Source organism: Mucilaginibacter sp. BGA-UO-ETr-C110 (genome assembly GCF_059567985.1).
Genome location: NZ_JCAQPB010000002.1, coordinates 5662571 through 5679908 on the forward strand (window position 1 = coordinate 5662571; position 17338 = coordinate 5679908).

At 43.6% G+C, this 17338-nt stretch carries 14 protein-coding genes; 10 read left to right on the forward strand and 4 right to left on the reverse strand.

Features of this window, described 5'->3' with window-relative positions; translation table 11 throughout:
* Positions 1 to 108: 108 nt before the first annotated feature.
* Together AC57BQ_RS24390 and AC57BQ_RS24395 are read right to left on the reverse strand one after the other, a co-directional pair.
* Positions 109 to 858, reverse strand: a complete 750-nt coding sequence (locus tag AC57BQ_RS24390) for an ABC transporter ATP-binding protein (protein ID WP_496408732.1) — start codon at positions 856 to 858, stop codon at positions 109 to 111.
* A 1-nt stretch (position 859) separates the two neighbouring features.
* Positions 860 to 2335, reverse strand: coding sequence for a DUF5687 family protein (locus tag AC57BQ_RS24395; protein ID WP_496408733.1), 1476 nt, complete (start codon positions 2333 to 2335; stop codon positions 860 to 862).
* Positions 2336 to 2553: 218 nt separating this feature from the next.
* Between AC57BQ_RS24395 and AC57BQ_RS24400 the strand changes: the two genes are divergently transcribed.
* Positions 2554 to 2922, forward strand: a complete 369-nt coding sequence (locus AC57BQ_RS24400; RefSeq protein WP_496408734.1) for a hypothetical protein — start codon at positions 2554 to 2556, stop codon at positions 2920 to 2922.
* A gap of 233 nt (positions 2923 to 3155) precedes the next feature.
* Positions 3156 to 3569: a BrxA/BrxB family bacilliredoxin gene (locus AC57BQ_RS24405; RefSeq protein WP_496408735.1), complete on the forward strand. Its 414-nt coding sequence runs from the start codon at positions 3156 to 3158 to the stop codon at positions 3567 to 3569.
* A gap of 202 nt (positions 3570 to 3771) precedes the next feature.
* Here AC57BQ_RS24405 and AC57BQ_RS24410 read toward each other — a convergent pair whose 3' ends face one another.
* A complete protein-coding gene (locus AC57BQ_RS24410) occupies positions 3772 to 5052 on the reverse strand; it encodes a replication-associated recombination protein A (protein WP_496408736.1) in 1281 nt (426 codons plus the stop codon).
* Positions 5053 to 5252: 200 nt separating this feature from the next.
* Here AC57BQ_RS24410 and AC57BQ_RS24415 point away from each other — a divergent pair, with 200 nt between their 5' ends.
* Positions 5253 to 5903 (forward strand): DNA-3-methyladenine glycosylase family protein, encoded by a 651-nt coding sequence (locus AC57BQ_RS24415; RefSeq protein ID WP_496408737.1) that lies wholly within the window; start codon positions 5253 to 5255, stop codon positions 5901 to 5903.
* Between the two features lie 212 nt (positions 5904 to 6115).
* Here the strand turns inward: AC57BQ_RS24415 and cphA are convergent, their stop codons facing one another.
* The gene (gene cphA / locus AC57BQ_RS24420; protein WP_496408738.1) at positions 6116 to 8749 is read right to left on the reverse strand and encodes a cyanophycin synthetase; all 2634 of its coding nucleotides are present in this window, start codon (positions 8747 to 8749) and stop codon (positions 6116 to 6118) included.
* A gap of 268 nt (positions 8750 to 9017) precedes the next feature.
* Between cphA and AC57BQ_RS24425 the strand changes: the two genes are divergently transcribed.
* The 7 genes from AC57BQ_RS24425 (at position 9018) to AC57BQ_RS24455 (ending at position 17226) form a co-directional block, all read left to right on the forward strand.
* Positions 9018 to 9938, forward strand: coding sequence for a cyanophycinase (locus tag AC57BQ_RS24425; RefSeq protein ID WP_090472677.1), 921 nt, complete (start codon positions 9018 to 9020; stop codon positions 9936 to 9938).
* Positions 9939 to 10125: 187 nt separating this feature from the next.
* Positions 10126 to 10968: an isoaspartyl peptidase/L-asparaginase gene (locus tag AC57BQ_RS24430; protein WP_496408739.1), complete on the forward strand. Its 843-nt coding sequence runs from the start codon at positions 10126 to 10128 to the stop codon at positions 10966 to 10968.
* Positions 10969 to 11044: 76 nt separating this feature from the next.
* Entirely contained in the window at positions 11045 to 12055 is a 1011-nt protein-coding gene (locus tag AC57BQ_RS24435; protein ID WP_496408740.1) for an outer membrane protein assembly factor BamB family protein, read from the forward strand.
* A 223-nt stretch (positions 12056 to 12278) separates the two neighbouring features.
* Positions 12279 to 12902 (forward strand): tetratricopeptide repeat protein, encoded by a 624-nt coding sequence (locus AC57BQ_RS24440; protein WP_496408741.1) that lies wholly within the window; start codon positions 12279 to 12281, stop codon positions 12900 to 12902.
* 188 nt (positions 12903 to 13090) lie between these two features.
* Positions 13091 to 15241, forward strand: a complete 2151-nt coding sequence (locus tag AC57BQ_RS24445; protein WP_496408742.1) for a carboxy terminal-processing peptidase — start codon at positions 13091 to 13093, stop codon at positions 15239 to 15241.
* A gap of 388 nt (positions 15242 to 15629) precedes the next feature.
* Positions 15630 to 16091 (forward strand): MaoC family dehydratase, encoded by a 462-nt coding sequence (locus AC57BQ_RS24450; RefSeq protein WP_090472680.1) that lies wholly within the window; start codon positions 15630 to 15632, stop codon positions 16089 to 16091.
* 115 nt (positions 16092 to 16206) lie between these two features.
* The gene (locus AC57BQ_RS24455) at positions 16207 to 17226 is read left to right on the forward strand and encodes an LLM class flavin-dependent oxidoreductase (protein ID WP_496408743.1); all 1020 of its coding nucleotides are present in this window, start codon (positions 16207 to 16209) and stop codon (positions 17224 to 17226) included.
* Positions 17227 to 17338 lie beyond the last annotated feature (112 nt).

Here is a 17338-nt window from a genome sequence, read left to right on the forward strand (position 1 = left end):
GCGCGTAGAGGCCTTTGCCCACGAGTCTTCGACAAGCTCAGACTGACAGGCCTTTTTTTGCAGCGTTTTTCCAGCTTTAAGCCTTGTGCTTTCGGCTTTTAGCTCCTCCTAATGATTCTCTTCCTGGTCAATACCTACAACCGGTGCAGATCCCACTGTTTGTCCCACACCAAAATAGCTTTCCAACTCGTTTAAAGTAGATGAACTGGTGGCGATGTCTTTAATGATTACCCCTTTTTCCATCAGCAGGATACGGTCGCATACATCCGTAATGTGGTTAAGATCATGGCTGGATACGATGGTGGTAATGCCCTTGCTTTTATTCGCCTCCTTCAGCATATTTTTTAGCCGGAACTGTGTACTGGGATCGATATTGGCGAAAGGTTCATCCAGCATCAATAATTGCGGGTTTTGCAACAGGCATGATGCCACACCAACCTTGCATTGATTACCTTTTGAAAGGTCGCGGATGTATTTGCCCCGGTTTAATATTTCGCCATTGAAAAAATCGCCCAAAGCAGCCAATGCTTCATCAACCTGGGCGTGATTTTGCTGATGCAGGCCGCCGATAAAATACAGGTACTCTTCGGGAGTAAGGTATTCTATCAAAAAGCCTTCATCCAGGTATGATGCGGTGTAAGCCTTCCAGTTTTCGTGCCCGGCAACTATTTCGCCGTTTGACAATATTTCACCGCTTTCCGGACGTATCAGGTCCAGTATCATCCGGAAAAGAGTGGTTTTGCCTGCGCCATTGTTACCAACCAGGCCAACACTTTCGCCTTTGGCTATACTCAGGTGCGGAATGTCAACAACAGTAACTTCGTTATATACTTTTTTTAGGTTTTTGATCTCAATCATATTATTTGTTTCTGAAGCCTTCGGCTATCTGGTATCTTTTGGAGTAATAGTCGGCCTCCAGTTGTTTTATCCAATAATTACGGGTTAGTATAAATAGGGTAGCAATAACGCCAAGAGCTATCAGCCCCATATCCTGGTGTTTAAAAACCAAAAAAGGCAGGTAAATAAAATATGGTGCTAAAATAAGCGGGAACGACAGCAGCAATTGCGTTGCGCCAACACCCTCCCAGTTAAATGATGCCCCTTTTGACAGGTCGATGCGTTTAAAATTACGATTGGCAAAAAACAGCACCATCGTAGTATTAATGCCGATGTTCCATAGATACATGATAAAATGTACTACCACTATCTTCCACCCAAAATAAGCGTAGGGGGTGGTTAATAAAAATGCTACGGTTGATACCATAGTAAACAACAGGTATTTAGCCTTTAAAAAATCGGAGAAACTGATGTTACTCACCAACAGGCCATCAAAATGGGAGCCCTGCCAGCTAAACATAAACTGACCGTAACTGATAATGAATATACCGGTCATGAACATGCCCACAAAAATGTACCAGCTTTGACCGTATTGACTGTTGGTATAAAAGATAAGCCCGTAAAACATAAAGAACAGTCCCATAACCAGGGCCGAACGGGGGCGCTTGTTACGCATTATCAGTTTTATTTCGTTAGCAGCAAGGTCGCCAACTGCGCCAAAGCGAGCCAGGACCGGAATATCAGTACTGCTTTTATAATTTTTTACTTTATGCGCGGTAAGCGTTTCCAGGTACATGTTTTGTTTCAGGTACTGGAAGTTAAAATAGTACATCACAATTCCTAATATCAGTGGCACAACGGCCAGAGCAGGGATAGTGATTAAGCGACCGAAAAAGGCATAAGATATATCATGCAGGGAGTATAAGTGCCATTTAAAATCACAGGTGGTAATCAATATCAGTACAGCGGCGGAAACCAGGAAAACCCAGCCGTTTAAGTTCGATCTTCTTTTGATGTATAGTGCCAGGTAATTGTTAAAAACGGTAAGTCCGACAATAGCTATAATAAAAGCAAGGGCGGTAATAAAACCGGAATCGGGGACAATGATCTTGAATATAAAAGGCAGGAATAATATGAAGGGCCACAGGTTAAATACCGAAAAAACGGCAGTGAGCGCCAAATACCTTACCAGGGTATTTCTTTTAATAGGCAAGTGCAGATAAGGTTGTACCCTTAAGGTGGGTAATTCCTGTAATTGCAGGCGCATCAGGAGGTCAAACAGAAAGTAGATCAGAAGGATACCACAGAACGATTTAACCAGATCATCATTGGCGAATATTACTCCCAGGGCCTTGTCTAAAAAGATACCTACAAATAATACATTCAAAAATAAATAAAGAATGAGCAGCGCCATGACCACACGTATAGCAACGCTTTTCCCCGTGTTTTTTGATCGCCAGAAAGCTTTTAATTCATGCCTTATGAAAGTAGATACCATGGGCTGTTTAAAGTATTAGGTTAAGTATGGGCTCAATATACAAAATAAGATATTAGATAGGAGAGTCAAGAATTGAGAACCAAGAATAAAGAGCGGAAAAAAACAGATCCTGTGAAATTTGCAGAGGCGGGTAAACGCCTTTAAAATATTAGTTATAAGCGCGTTAAACCAAAGCAAAAGCTTTAGTCTATACATTAAACAATAACTCAAATTTAGCTATGAAAAAAGCAATTCTGGTCCTGGTGTTGGTTATTAGTTCGGTTTATGATTCCTATGCTCAGCAAAATGGTAAAACCAAACATATGATCATCTCTATTATGGAAAAATCTGGTAAGCCAGTGTTTGGCCGTACTCCTCCAAATGTATTTATTACCCGCGATGATACAGTTCAGGTTCAAAAATATGTAGAATTTAACCTCAAAGTTAAAGCGAGTGAGCAGGAGGCGGCTCACGAGAATCAGATAATGCAGTTACTGGAGCCTTATTATAGTGGTGGCTGGAAATTGGTTAGCGTTTCCCCGGCTCAAACTTTTAATGTTGATGACAATGAAGACATGACCAGGTTTTTCTTTACCAAAGACGAGTAGGGAAGGGTGACAGGAGGCAAGCGTCAGGAATGAGGATTCGAGGAAAGTCGCCTGTTGGTTGATTTAGTTTAAAATATATGGAAACTAATTTATTTATTAAAATATGTGGAAAAGTCTCAGGTTTATACGCTTTGTTATATAGTATTTTTTCATTTATATTTATAATGATATTCAATTGTAATAATAATACCTTAAAACCTTAACCATATTTACTCACCTTAAAATAATAGTTTATGCCTTACTCTCCTTTATTAATAAAACCCTTCAGAGACGAAATATCAGAAGTGGGCGTTCAAGAATTACTCACGTCGAATGACGTTGATGAAATCATGAAACAGACTGGCACTACGCTGATTTTTATCAATAGCGTTTGCGGTTGTGCCGCCGGTACTGCACGCCCTGGAATTAAATTGGCGCTGGAACATGATAAAAAGCCCGGCAGAGTAGCCAGCGTGTTTGCCGGGCAGGACCTGGATGCAACCGCACGGTTCCGCACTTATGTATCGGATATTCCCCCATCCTCTCCCTCAGTTGCGCTGTTTAAAGACAATGAGTTGGTTTATTTCATTCCCAAACACAGGATTGAAAGCCGGGACCCAAGTGCACTCGCGAGTGATTTAATGGGAGCATTTGATGAGTTTTGTTAAAGCAGATAACTTCTTTTGCTAAGATTTACCTCTTGCGCTCGTTTGCAACGAGTGCTTATTGTGGCGTGGCGATTGTTTCGCCATAGCGTTTAAAACGCAAACCCATGTTAAGCACTCGTTGCAAACGAGCGCAGGGGTGTAAGAGTCAAAAACCTGATGGAAATTCCCCCTTTTCACACTCTTGATTCTAATATCTTGCTTCTCAATATTTATACCTGTCGCCCCAGAGTTTTTTTAGCTTTTCTTTCAATTCATTCTCTTTGGCATTGTTACCGGGTTGGTAGATCTGAGCGCCGCGGATAGCATCGGGTAAAAAATCAAGATCGGTAAAATTACCCTCGTAGCTGTGAGCGTATTTATAGTCTTTACCGTAGCCTATGTTCTTCATGAATTTGGTTGGCGCGTTACGCAGGTGCAAGGGAACGGGCAGATCGCCGGTTTGGCGTACCAGGGCTATGGCCGCGCCAATGGCTGTTGTGGCCGAATTACTTTTGGCCGACGTAGCCAGGTAAATAGCCGTTTGTGAGAGGATCAATTGCGATTCGGGCATGCCGATCTTGTTAACCGCTTCAAAACAGCTTTGGGCCAGCAAAAGTGCATTGGGATTAGCATTGCCAATATCTTCAGATGCCAGGATGAGCATCCGCCGGGCAATAAATAAAGGGTCTTCGCCACCTACGATCATACGGGCCAGCCAGTACACCGCGCCGTTAGGATCGGAACCCCGCATGGATTTTATAAAGGCCGAAATAATATCATAATGCTGTTCGCCGGTTTTATCGTACAAGGCCATGTTTTGCTGTACATGTTCCAGTACAACTTCATCGGTTAAAACTATTTCGGGTGTGTCAAAGGCGTTTACCAGCAGCTCGAATATATTGAGCAGTTTACGGGCATCTCCACCGGAAAGGCGAAGCAGGGCTTCATGATCTTTGATAACGATCTTTTTATCCTTCAGTACCACATCTTCCTTCATGGCTTTGTCCAGCAGGTTCAGCAGGTCTTCCTCGGCTAATGACTGCAGGATATACACCTGGCAACGCGACAGCAAAGCCGAGATGACCTCAAACGAGGGATTTTCGGTAGTGGCGCCAATGAGGGTTACAATACCACGTTCCACAGCGCCTAATAACGAATCCTGCTGCGATTTGGAAAAACGGTGGATTTCATCAATAAACAATACAGGTAATGTTTCGCCCAGTTCTTTCAACTGGGATGCTTTTTCAATCACCTCCCTAACATCTTTTACACCGGAGTTAATAGCGCTCAGGGAGAAGAACGGCCGGTATAGCGACTGCGAAATGATATAAGCCAAAGTGGTTTTACCAACCCCCGGTGGCCCCCAGAATAACATGGAAGGCAGTGAGCCCGATTCAATCGCTTTACGTAGAACCGCGCCCGGTCCTACAAGATGTTTTTGCCCCACATAATCGTCGAGCGATCCCGGGCGCATACGTTCGGCTAAAGGAGGCAGATTGTTCATAAAGGTAAAATTCAGAAAACTAAATCCTAAATCCTAAAAAAATTAGTAATTTAATCGGCGTTATACCCAATTCGTCATTGCGAGCGCAGCGTGGCAATCCCCGATAGGTAGGGCCAACTTGCATTACTACTCTGTAAAGTTAGGGATTGCCACGCTGCGCTCGCAATGACATATTGGTTAATATCATTCATCACAAACCTATGTTAAAACAGTTTAACCATTCCAATTACCATTCCATCTGCGATAAACTGGCCCAATCTGATGCCGACCTGGCTCATATCATTAATACCCATGGTTATCCGCCTTTATGGTCAAGGCCAAATACCTTTGAAACTTTGGTGCACATTATTCTGGAGCAACAGGTTTCGCTGGCATCTGCTTTATCGGCATTGAATAAATTGCGGGAATATATACAGGAGGTCACCCCGGCAAGAGTATTACTGTTGACGGATGAAGAATTTAAGGCCTGCTATTTTAGCCGACAGAAAACTACGTATACCAAATACCTGGCCGAGGCCATCCTGAGCGGACAGATCAACCTGACCGAACTGGAACAATTGCCGGATGATGTTATCCGCGCCAAACTAACCGCCCTCAAAGGCATAGGCAATTGGACTGCTGATGTATACCTGATGTTTGTACTGCAACATGCCGATATTTTTCCCATAGGTGATTTGGCTGCGGTAAATGCTTTAAAAAGAGTAAAATCATTACCCAAAGAAACCACCCGGGAGGATCTGATCACCATAGCCGAAAAATGGGCACCATATCGTACGGTGGCGAGTATGTTGCTGTGGCATTATTACCTGAGCGCGCCAGCCCCAAGATCGCCTAAGCCCCCTAACCCCTGAAGGGGGAATGAATAAACGAGGTTAACCATTCTCTCTACACGTCATTGCGAGCGCAGCGTGGCAATCCCCAATTAGCAGAGCCGCTCTGTATAGCTGGGGATTGCTTCGTCGTTCCTCCTCGCAATGACGTGAGAATAAACAAAAAACGCGCGGCTCCAGAAGCCACGCGTAAATAAGATTTTCAAAAGCTCCCCCTTCAGGGGGCTGGGGGGTTATACGTTAAACAACCCGTTCCTCTCCTGTTCCTGGTAATTTTGTACGGTTTCAATGGCATTGTCTATCACATCGCTCAGGGCGGTGATGAATGTGCCGGGTTTGGCAAGGCTCATGGCATGCTTAATGGCGTCAACCTCTTTAGGTACTATCTCCACGGGTTTATTCACATCAACAGATGCTATGCCTTCTTTCAATAAACCGATGATGTTTTCGGCGGTACGGCCGCGCAGGTGTTTTTCCTGGCGTAGGATGATATAATCAAACATCTCGGCCGATAGTTTACCGAGCTCGCGGATGTCATCGTCGCGCCTGTCGCCGGTGCCGGCTATGATACCTATTTTAAGCGGCGAATCGATATGGCTTAAAAACGCCTTGATACCATTATACCCATCAGGATTGTGTGCGAAATCGATCATGAAGCGGAAATCTCTGAACTCAAAGATGTTCATCCGGCCCGGTGTTTGCGCTGCCGATGGGATAAAGGTTTCCAACGACATTTTGATGTCCTCGGTCTTAAATCCCCATAAAAACGTAGCCAATGTAGCGGCCAGTACGTTCTCGATCATGAAAGGCACGGTGCCCCCAAAAGTAAGCGGAATGAGGATGGTACGCTGCACGCGGATCTTCCAGTCGCCTTTTTGAATGGTGATAAAACCATTCTCGCAGATGGCGGCTATACCACCCTTGCGGCAATGCGATTTAATGATCGGGTTGTTTTCATTTAAGCTGAAATAGGCAATGTTACAATCGGCCTTGTTGCCAATACGCACGCAATGCTCATTATCGGCATTCAAAACACCCCAGCCATCTTTCTTAACCGAATTCAACACTACACTTTTTACACGGGCCAGATCATCAAGAGAGTGAATGTCGGCCAGTCCCAGGTGATCTTCCTGTATGTTGGTCACCACGCCTATATCGCAAAAGCCAAAACCCAGGCCCGAACGCAGGATACCCCCACGGGCGGTTTCCAGAACGGCAAAATCAACCGTAGGATCGCGTAATATAAATTCGCTGCTTACCGGGCCGGTGGTATCACCCTTCAACATCATGTTGTTCTGTACATAAATACCATCGGAAGTGGTAAAACCTACCCGGTGGCCGTTGTTTTTTACAATGTGGGCTATCAAACGTGTGGTAGTGGTTTTACCATTGGTGCCGGTAATAGCAATAATAGGTATCCGTGCCGATTTACCGGTAGGATAAAGCATATCCAGTACATGGCCAGCCACGTTGCGCGGCAGACCCTCGCTCGGGGCAATGTGCATGCGGAAACCCGGCGCTGCATTTACCTCCAAAACCACGCCGCCATTTTCGGTCAGCGGTTCGGTGAGGTTTTCGGCCATGATATCGATACCGCATATATCCAGACCAATAATTTTGGAGATACGCTCACAGATAAAAATATTTTGTGGGTGCACATGGTCGGTCACATCCACAGAGGTACCACCGGTGCTCAGATTGGCGGTTGATTTTACAAAGATCTTTTCGCCTTTTGCGGGTACGGTTTCCAGCGTGTAACCTTTCTTTTCCAAAAGGTCGAGCGTATCACGATCAATATCGATCAGTGTTAAAACCTTCTCGTGCCCGTAGCCGCGGCGTGGATCGGCATTTTCTTTATCGATTAACTCCTGTATCGTCAAACTTCCATCACCTATAATATGTGCCGGATCGCGTAGGGCGGCCGCCACCATTTTATTATCGATCACCAGTACGCGGAAATCATAGCCGGTAACAAAACGCTCCACAATTACTTTGTATGATATTTTGGCGGCATGCTGGTACGCAGCAATAGCTTCTTCTTCAGTTTTAATATTGATGGATATGCCGCGCCCGTGGTTGCCGTTAAGCGGTTTAAATACCAATGGGAACCCTATTTTGCGGATGGCTTCGGCCACGCCTTCCAAGGAGGATATGGTGATGCCTTTGGCAACAGGGATGGCCTGTTCCTGTAGCATGCGTTTGGTTTCGTCCTTATTGCTGGCAATATCAACAGCTATGCTGCTGGTTTTTTCGGTCATGGTAGCGCGGAAACGTACCTGATTTTTACCATAACCCAACTGCACCAACGATTGATTATTCAACCTGATCCAGGGGATATCGCGGGCAATAGCTTCTTCCACAATAGATCCGGTACTTGGTCCCAGGCGAGTATTTTCCCGTATCTCGCGCATTTGCTGTATATCGGCCTCCAATTGCAAGGTATAATCCTCGTCTGCTATCAGGGCTTCGGCTATGCGCACTGCCGATTCGGCTGCAAAAACACCAACTTTTTCTTCCAGGTAGGCAAACACTACATTATATACACCTTTGGTTTTGGTTTCGCGGGTACGGCCAAAGCCGGTATCCATGCCCGCCAGGGTTTGAATCTCTAATGCGATGTGCTCTATCACATGCCCCATCCAGGTACCGGCTACTACCCGCTGAAAAAAACCTCCGGGTACACCGGGGGAGCAACGATGGCTGTACAGGCTGGGCAACAGCGTTTCCAAACGGTTATAAAAGCCCTCAATTTCATTGGTGGGCTTATGCTCCATTTGCTGCAGGTCAAGCCGCATTTGTATTAATTTTTTACGACGGATGCTCCAGATGTTTGGTCCGCGTAACACTTGTATATTCTCGATCTTCATACCTTGGTTACAAAAATTTTAGCCGGCTTAATTTCTTTAAAACTATAAAACTTAATAGTGTAAATAAAACTTTTAAAGCTAAAAAGGCATTAAATGTTCACAACAGTCTGCGTTTGTGCGGGTTTTTATCTTAATTTGTATTTAAAACCGGTTGATTAGGTGAAAAAGTTGACGGAGTAAATGGTTATTTATGGGATATTGCCCAATTTAGGCTAACTCGGTCGGCCTGATATAGCCCAATCAGCCCCTTCAACTAAATATAAGAACTATGACTGTCCCGAAAGGAAAACTAATCATTATAGGCGGAGCTGTAGACATGGGGAGTAACGTGACCATCCAGGAGCACATCATGCAGCCCGATTATATTAAATTTTTTGAACAGGGAATTTTAAAGCGAATTATTACCGAATCTGACAAACACGAAGGTTCATTAATTGAAGTAATAACCACAGCCTCGCAGATCCCGGAGCTTGTTGGCAATGAGTATGTGAAGGCTTTTGGGCAACTAAATGTAACCAATGTAAACGTATTGCACATTAAAAGCCGGGAGGATGCCGGTAACCCGGAATATCTCGACCGGATCCGGAAGGCCGATGTGGTGATGTTTAGTGGTGGCGATCAATTAAGGCTTACGGCTATTTTTGGCGGCACCGAATTTTTACAGATACTGAAGCGACGTTATCAGAACGAAAACTTTGTGATAGCTGGTACTTCGGCAGGTGCGGCGGCAGCCTCAACACATATGATATACCGGGGGCAAAGTAATGAAGCTCTGATCAAAGGCGAAGTGCAAATCACAGCCGGCTTGGGTTTTATCGATTCGGTAATTGTGGATACCCACTTTGTACAGCGTGGCCGTATTGGCAGGTTAATGTATGCGGTGGCTACTAATCCCGGCATTTTGGGTATTGGTTTGGGTGAAGATACCGGTCTGTTGATCACGGAAGGCAATATGATGGAGGCGATAGGCTCGGGTTTAATTATCCTGGTGGATGGCCGTAATATTGTGGCCACCAATATTTATGATGTGGAGATGGGCTCGCCGGTATCTATCGATAACCTCAAAGTACACGTAATGTCTATATTTGATATATATGATCTTTCTCAGCACCGCTTGATCATCAAAAAAACAGTGAAGGTAGAGGAAGGTGTTTTTATACAGGCCCCGGATAGCGACCTGTTACAATAAAACCAATTATTAAAGTCATCCAGAATTTATTTCGGGATCTCATAGAACGTTTAACAGCCATGTTGTATACCATGCATGTGGGATGCTGAAACAAGTTCAGCATGACAAGCTGGTTTGCTAATCAAAATAAACCCATCACAAAAGAGTTATAGTTTATACAGCTTTTGATCAATTAACTCAGTTTAATATGAAGATCATTATACACGGCGGTTTCTTTAGTGAATCGCGAACCAACCAGGAAGTAAAGCAGGCCAAACAACAGGCTTTGAAAGAAATAGTAGAGGCCGGTCATAAATACCTGCAAACGCATAACGCCCTGGAAACAGTAGTGTACACGGTTAGGTTATTGGAAGATTGCGACCTGTTTAACGCGGGTACCGGTTCGCAAATTCAAAGTGATGGCCGGATTAGGTTGAGCGCTTCGCTGATGGACGGTAAAACACAGCGCTTTTCTGGAGTGATCAATATTGAGGATGTTAAAAACCCAATATGTATAGCCGAAAAGCTATTGGCTTATGACGATCGCGTATTGAGCGGCAAAGGAGCCCGTGATTTTGCTACCGAAAATGGCATAGGCTATTATAACCCCGAAACCCCGCAGCGGCGCCACGAGTATGAACAAAAACTGCGTGATTCTATTCGCCTGGGTACCGTAGGCTGCGTAGCACTTGATATTTATGGCGACCTGGCGGCGGCCACCTCAACAGGAGGTAAAGGTTTTGAGATACCGGGTCGTGTGAGCGATTCGGCCACTACTGCCGGTAACTATGCCAATGCCCATGCGGGTATTTCCTGCACCGGTGTTGGAGAGGATATTGTAAGCGGATCCGTGGCTTCAAAAATTGTTACCCGGGTTACCGATGGCATGCCTATATCTGCGGCTACCGATAAAACCCTGGATGAATTAAAGCCTTTTGACGGTTTTGCAGGCATCGTCGGAATATCAGCCGATGGTCATATTTATCATGCCGATACCCATCCTTATATGGTTTGGGCCCTGCATGACGGCGATGTAGAGGTTTTTGAATAAGCAGGCGACCTTCTCCTGTCTCCTTTGTCATGAATTGAGAAATTACTCCATTATAAAATGTGTTAATTTGCTAAGGATGAAATCATTAGTATTTATACTTCTTTTTATAACCGGATGCAGCTTTAAAAGCCCGAAAACGGATGATAAAAATAGGGATATAATTTCCAGCTCATTAACTGTCACAGATTCCCTGTTGATATATGCCACATGGTCAAACGAAATTATTGTTGAAAATATAAGATCACGAAAAATACTATTTACCAAAAAAGCTATCAGCACCTGTTACGCCCGCCCCGTTTTAATCGAAAAAAAACTTTATTTTCCGATAGCCGATTCCATTTTTACATGTATTGATATAGCTACTTCCAAGACTATTTGGAATACCCGTTTGGGCGGGAGATGCAGTGATTTTCATATTATTGATAATTCAATTATTGCTGATTCCAAAAGTTATGGGTTAGTTGGAATGGACCAAGAGTCGGGGAAAGTAAAATTTGAATTGCGATATAAATATGGCGTTGGATGCACAATCCCGGACTTATCGCCTTACAAGATATCATTTGATAAAAAAGCATTCTATGTTTGCGACTGGCAATGTGCAAGTGTATCTGCTTATCATATTGCAGATGGTAAGCGTTTATGGCAAAAAGTAACAGACTTTAGCAACAGTAATGTTAAGTATGTGGATGGGGTGTTATTTTGGGGCAGAAATAAATTTTATAAAGGCGGAGAGATCTTGTTGTTAGACCCCACAAACGGATCGGTTTTATATCAGGAGCAGTCTAAATTTGAGGCGAATTTTAATCCCATTGCTTATGCTCGCTATGTTTACTACTACTCATATGATGGTAAACTAAATGAGTTTGATGTAAAAACGAGGAAGAATAAGGTTGTTTATGTTTTTAAGCCAGAGAATGATGTGAGCGGGCACCAAATGTATTTGTTAAATGGAAGTTTATATTACAGCGCTCAAAACAAGGTATATCAGCTAAATCTAAAAGGTTTTAGTAATAAGGTAGTTAAGAGTGATGTTAAAGATATTTACGGCGTTTATCAAGATAAAGATAAGGTTGAGTTTATATTTTAATGAATTTTCTAATCCTCCGTAGATAGCTTTGCCATGCTTCAAATGATGATGTAGCGGTTTTGAATAAAAATTAAAATAATTAATTATAACATTAGGTAGGATTACTGCGTTAAAGGAACTATCTGTGTAAACTACCCACATACAGGGTATTGCATATAATAATATTTATATTATTATATTTGTTTACTGATTAATTTAAATTAAACCCAGTTAAAAAGATTAAATGAGAATCATTTTACTTGTATTCTTATGTTCACTTAGCCTTTCTGCGTCTGCACAATGGTATAAGTACAACCCTTTCAGAAAGCATGAACGCTATCCGCAGATCGCGCTTTTGAAAGATCATTCCATTAAAAGACTGCCCGTTGCACAAGTAGCGAAACCTAAGATCATGTATGCTCAAATAGAGCGCACACCATATGCCCTTTTCCTGATGGAAGCATCGGTGATGAAAACGGCCCAGCATAATATGCGTTTCCGGGTGTATAATTCGGCCAGCTATAATTTTAGTGATCTGGCTCAGATGTATTTGAAACAGAATAGGTTATCGGAAGCTAAATGGTATTTGCTGCAAAGCCTGCAGATATCGCGCCAGCAAAATGATAATAGGCATACCATCACCAACCTTATTAACCTGGCCGCGGTAAAAACCGGCTATGGCGATTTCCCGCAGGCTAAACAGGATCTGATCGAGGCTCGTACCATTGCCAATTCATTGGGCCTTACCATGGATGTGGCCGCGGTTGATAAACAAATGCGTTATTTGGAAGAGAATAAGACCCGTTTAAAAACCGAGATCCGCTATGCGGAAACCGCTGATACTGACTCCAAAGCAGCTATAAAGTAAAATTTTTATGTAACATTAGCGTAAAATGCTGGTAGTTATATACTACAAGCAAAACATTATCGTATAATTGTTATTGTAATTAAGAGACAGTATTTCAACTGTCTCTTTTTATTTACATTTAGCAAATTAATAAAAAGGCACAAGTATTGATGTTTTACACGAACCCCGATTTAACTACAGTAAAAGATATGTTTAAGAAAGTATATTTAGTATTGCTACTGGCTGCCGCACTTGCTTGTAAGGCGTCGCCGTCAAAACCAATAAAAGTCCCCGGCTCAACTGATCTGCAACCTGATGAACAACAAAGTGTTGTTTGTAAGCAGATTACCTCATTGATTTTAAACCACAACTATAAAAAGGTTGATCTGAATGATTCTATTTCGAACGTAGTTTTTGACCGGTACATAAAACTGCTGGACGAAAACCACAGTTATTTTTTGGCATCTGATATCAAAGAGTTTGAAAAATATAAAACTGTTTTGGATGACGATCTGAAGAGTGGAAATTTGAATGACGCGTTTTATATATTCAATGTGTTTCAAAAAAGATACCTGGAACATGTAAACTATTCCCTGGCACAGATCAATACCAATTTTGATTTTAACAAAGATGAAACCTTTGTTTATGACCGCGATAAGTTGCCATGGCCTGCTACTCAAGCCGAAATGGATGCCATGTGGGCACAACGTGTAAAATACGACCTGCTGAATCTCAAATTAGCCAGTAATGATATGGCTAAAAACAAAGAAACGCTTAAAAAACGTTACCAGAATTTGTTGACGCAAGCCAATAAACTATCCAACCAGGATGTTTTCCAGTATTTTATGGATGCCTTTACCGAGGCTATCGACCCGCACACCAATTACTTTAACCCATCAAACGCGGCAAACTTTAATATCGAAATGTCGCGCCAGTTAGAGGGTATTGGAGCTTCGCTGCTTACAGAAAACGAATATGTAACTATTAAAACAATAGTACCGGGCGGCCCTGCCGATAAAAGTCACCAGGTTAATATCAACGACCGTATAGTTGGTGTTGCACAAGGTAAAACCGGCGAGTTTCAGAATGTAATAGGCTGGCGGGTTGATAACGCCATTGCTATCATACGCGGATCTAAAGGTACTGTAGTCCGGCTTGAAATATTACCTGCAGGTGCCGGTGCCGGCAGTAAACCCAAGGTTATTGAACTGGTGCGCGAAAAGATCATCTTAAAAGATCAATCGGCCAAAAAAGAAATACGCACCTATAACAATAATGGTAAAGCCGTTAAAATAGGGGTGATATCAATACCTGCCTTCTATATCGACTTTAATGATTATAAAGCAGGTAACCCGAATTACAAAAGCACAACCCACGATGTTAAGCTGATACTGGACTCCCTGAAACAGCAAAATGTAGATGGTGTAGTTATTGACCTGCGTGAAAATGGTGGTGGTTCCTTAATGGAGGCGATCGAGCTTACCGGTTTATTTATCAAAACCGGACCGGTAGTACAGGTTAAAGATACCCAGGGGCAGATAGAGGTGGATAAGGACGATGACGCGGCGGTGGCCTATTCTGGTCCGCTGAGTATCCTGGTTGATCGTTTCAGTGCTTCGGCATCAGAAATATTTGCCGGTGCGATACAGGATTATGGCCGTGGTATTATCATGGGTACACAAACCTATGGTAAAGGATCAGTTCAAAGCGCTATTGATCTGGACAGGGTCTTAGGTTCGCCGATACGTGACAAAATTAACCAACTGGCAGGTGCCGCAGCCGGAGGAAAGAAAGCAATATCAACAGGAAGCCAAAGCACTTACGGTCAGCTTAACCTGACCATTGCCAAATTTTACCGCATCAGTGGTAATTCAACACAGCATAAAGGTGTAACGCCTGATATTGCATTCCCATCGTTAATCCCATTGGATAAATATGGTGAAGATACCGAGCCTTCGGCTATGCCATTTGATATCATCGCTAAAACCGACTTTACCAAAGCAGGCAGCTTTTCCGGTGTTTTACCACAGCTTCAGAAATTGCATGATCAGCGTATGACCACCAGCGACAGCTATAAATATATGCTGGAAGACATTGCCGATTTCAAAAAACACGATGCCGAAGACAGCGTAACCTTGAACGAGGCGGCATTAAAGAAACAACGCGACGCGGATGAAAAGAAAGCGTTTGAACACAATAACCTTCGCAGGGTAGCTTTAGGATTGCCAGCCCTTAAAAAAGGACAGGCTAAACCAAAAGACGAAGACCTTGACTTTGTGAAACGCGAAGCCGGCCAGATCATGACGGATTATATTAGCCTGGAGCCCAAACTAACAAGTACAGGAATGATGAAACCGTAAGCTCCAAACTAATAAAGGCTTATAGAAATATTATTCAAAACAAGGAAAACCCGCCTTTTAAAGGCGGGTTTTCCTTGTTTTATACCCAGGCGTCATTGCGAGGTACGAAGCAATCTCTATGCTATACAGAGCGAATAGAACTGTTTAAACCTTGAATGACTAAGCTGCTTGCGTAGGGATTATTAATCTTTTGATTGTTTTTTATTGGTATTAATGAGCTCCCTCCGGTCGGTTGTCTTCGTACCTCGCGATGACGTATTTGTTGTTGAAAGGTTGAATATGCAAATCAAAAGCTTCCCCTTTAGGGGGCTGGGGGGAATTTAATTTTAGTTCATGTAATTAAATTTATTGTAATTACTTTGCTGTACAAATTATAAACCGAATACTGATGATCATTGTAAATAATTATAACGAGTTTGAGGCGCAATTAGGTAAAGAGTTAGGCGTGTCTGAATGGCATACCATAACCCAGGAACAGATCAATAAATTTGCCGATGCCACGCTCGATCACCAGTGGATCCATACCGATCCGGAAAAAGCCAAAACCGAAAGTCCTTTTAAAACCACCATTGCCCATGGTTATTTAACCCTGTCGCTCATCCCGTATCTGTGGAAACAGGTGGCCGATATTCGTAACCTTAAAATGGAGATCAACTACGGCATCGAGAGCCTGCGTTTTGCGCAACCGGTGTTGGTAAATGATAAAGTACGACTGAAAGTTAAACTCTCCAACCTGATCAACCTGCGCGGGGTTACCAAAACCACCATGGCTATCGAACTGGAAATTGAAGGTCAAAAGAAACCCGCCTTTGCCGGCGATGTGGTTTTCCTTTATCATTTTATTGATTAAGAGCCTCACCCAACCCTCTCCAAAGGAGAGGGCTTACAAAGTAATCCCAATGCCATAAAAAGCCCCTCATAAACCCGGGCAGCAACCCTATCATTACATTTGTGTTTATCATATTATGGACACAAAGAAAATCCGTTTAAGCGTGCTCGATCAGTCGCCGATAAGAAAAGGCGCCACCGCCGAGCAGGCCGTAAAAGAAACCATCGAATTAGCAAAATATACCGAACAGCTGGGCTATACCCGTTACTGGGTTTCCGAGCATCATAACACCGGCATCCTGGCCGGCTCAACACCCGAGGTGCTCATTGCCTACCTGGCCTCACAAACCCAACGCATGCGTATTGGCTCGGGTGGTATCATGATGCCGAATCACAGCACCCTAAAGGTTGCCGAAAACTTCAGGATGCTGGAGGCGCTCTTTCCTGGTCGTATTGACTTGGGTATGGGCCGCGCGCCGGGTACCGACCGTATTACCGCGTCTGTGCTCAATCCATCAAACCAGTTTAGGGAAGATGATTTTGTAGAACAGTTGACCGATCTGAACAATTATTTTCATGACACCTATGAGCCGGGTACCGTACAGGCCAGGATAAGAGCCATTCCGCAGGTAAAAACAGTGCCCGATAAATGGCTGCTGAGCTCCAGCGGACAAAGCGGTTTGTTTGCCGCGCACTTTGGCATGGGCTTTTCCTTCGCGCATTTTATAAATCCCAGCGGTGGTCCGCTCAATGTAAAACTATACCGCGAACGTTTTCAACCATCCGGCGATCTGGCGCAGCCGGAAGTGAACGTTGCCATATTTGTTTTTTGCTCGGAGGATGAAGAAAAAATAAAACAGCACAGGGCTGTAATGAGCCATCGCTTTTTGCAGTTTGAAAAAGGCGGCCCCATTGTACCACTGAGTTATGCTGATGTGAAGGATGTGGTGTATGACCCGAGCGAACTGGAGCGCATCAGGCAGAACAGCTATCGCGTAATTACAGGTAACCCCATGGAAATAAAGAAAAAGCTCACCTGGCTGGCCGAAGACTATGATGTAGATGAAATTATGGCTGTAACCATCACCGAAAACTTTGATGACCGCTTAAAATCATATGAATTGCTGGCCAGGGAATTTGAATTGGAAGCATTTTAAGTAATATTAAAATTTAAAGTGGCGGCCCAGTGCGATTCCCTCCCAACGGGAGGGGGAGGGAGGGGTTTATTCACGATGATCGTCGCAGAAACCTCTCCCTGCTACAACACAA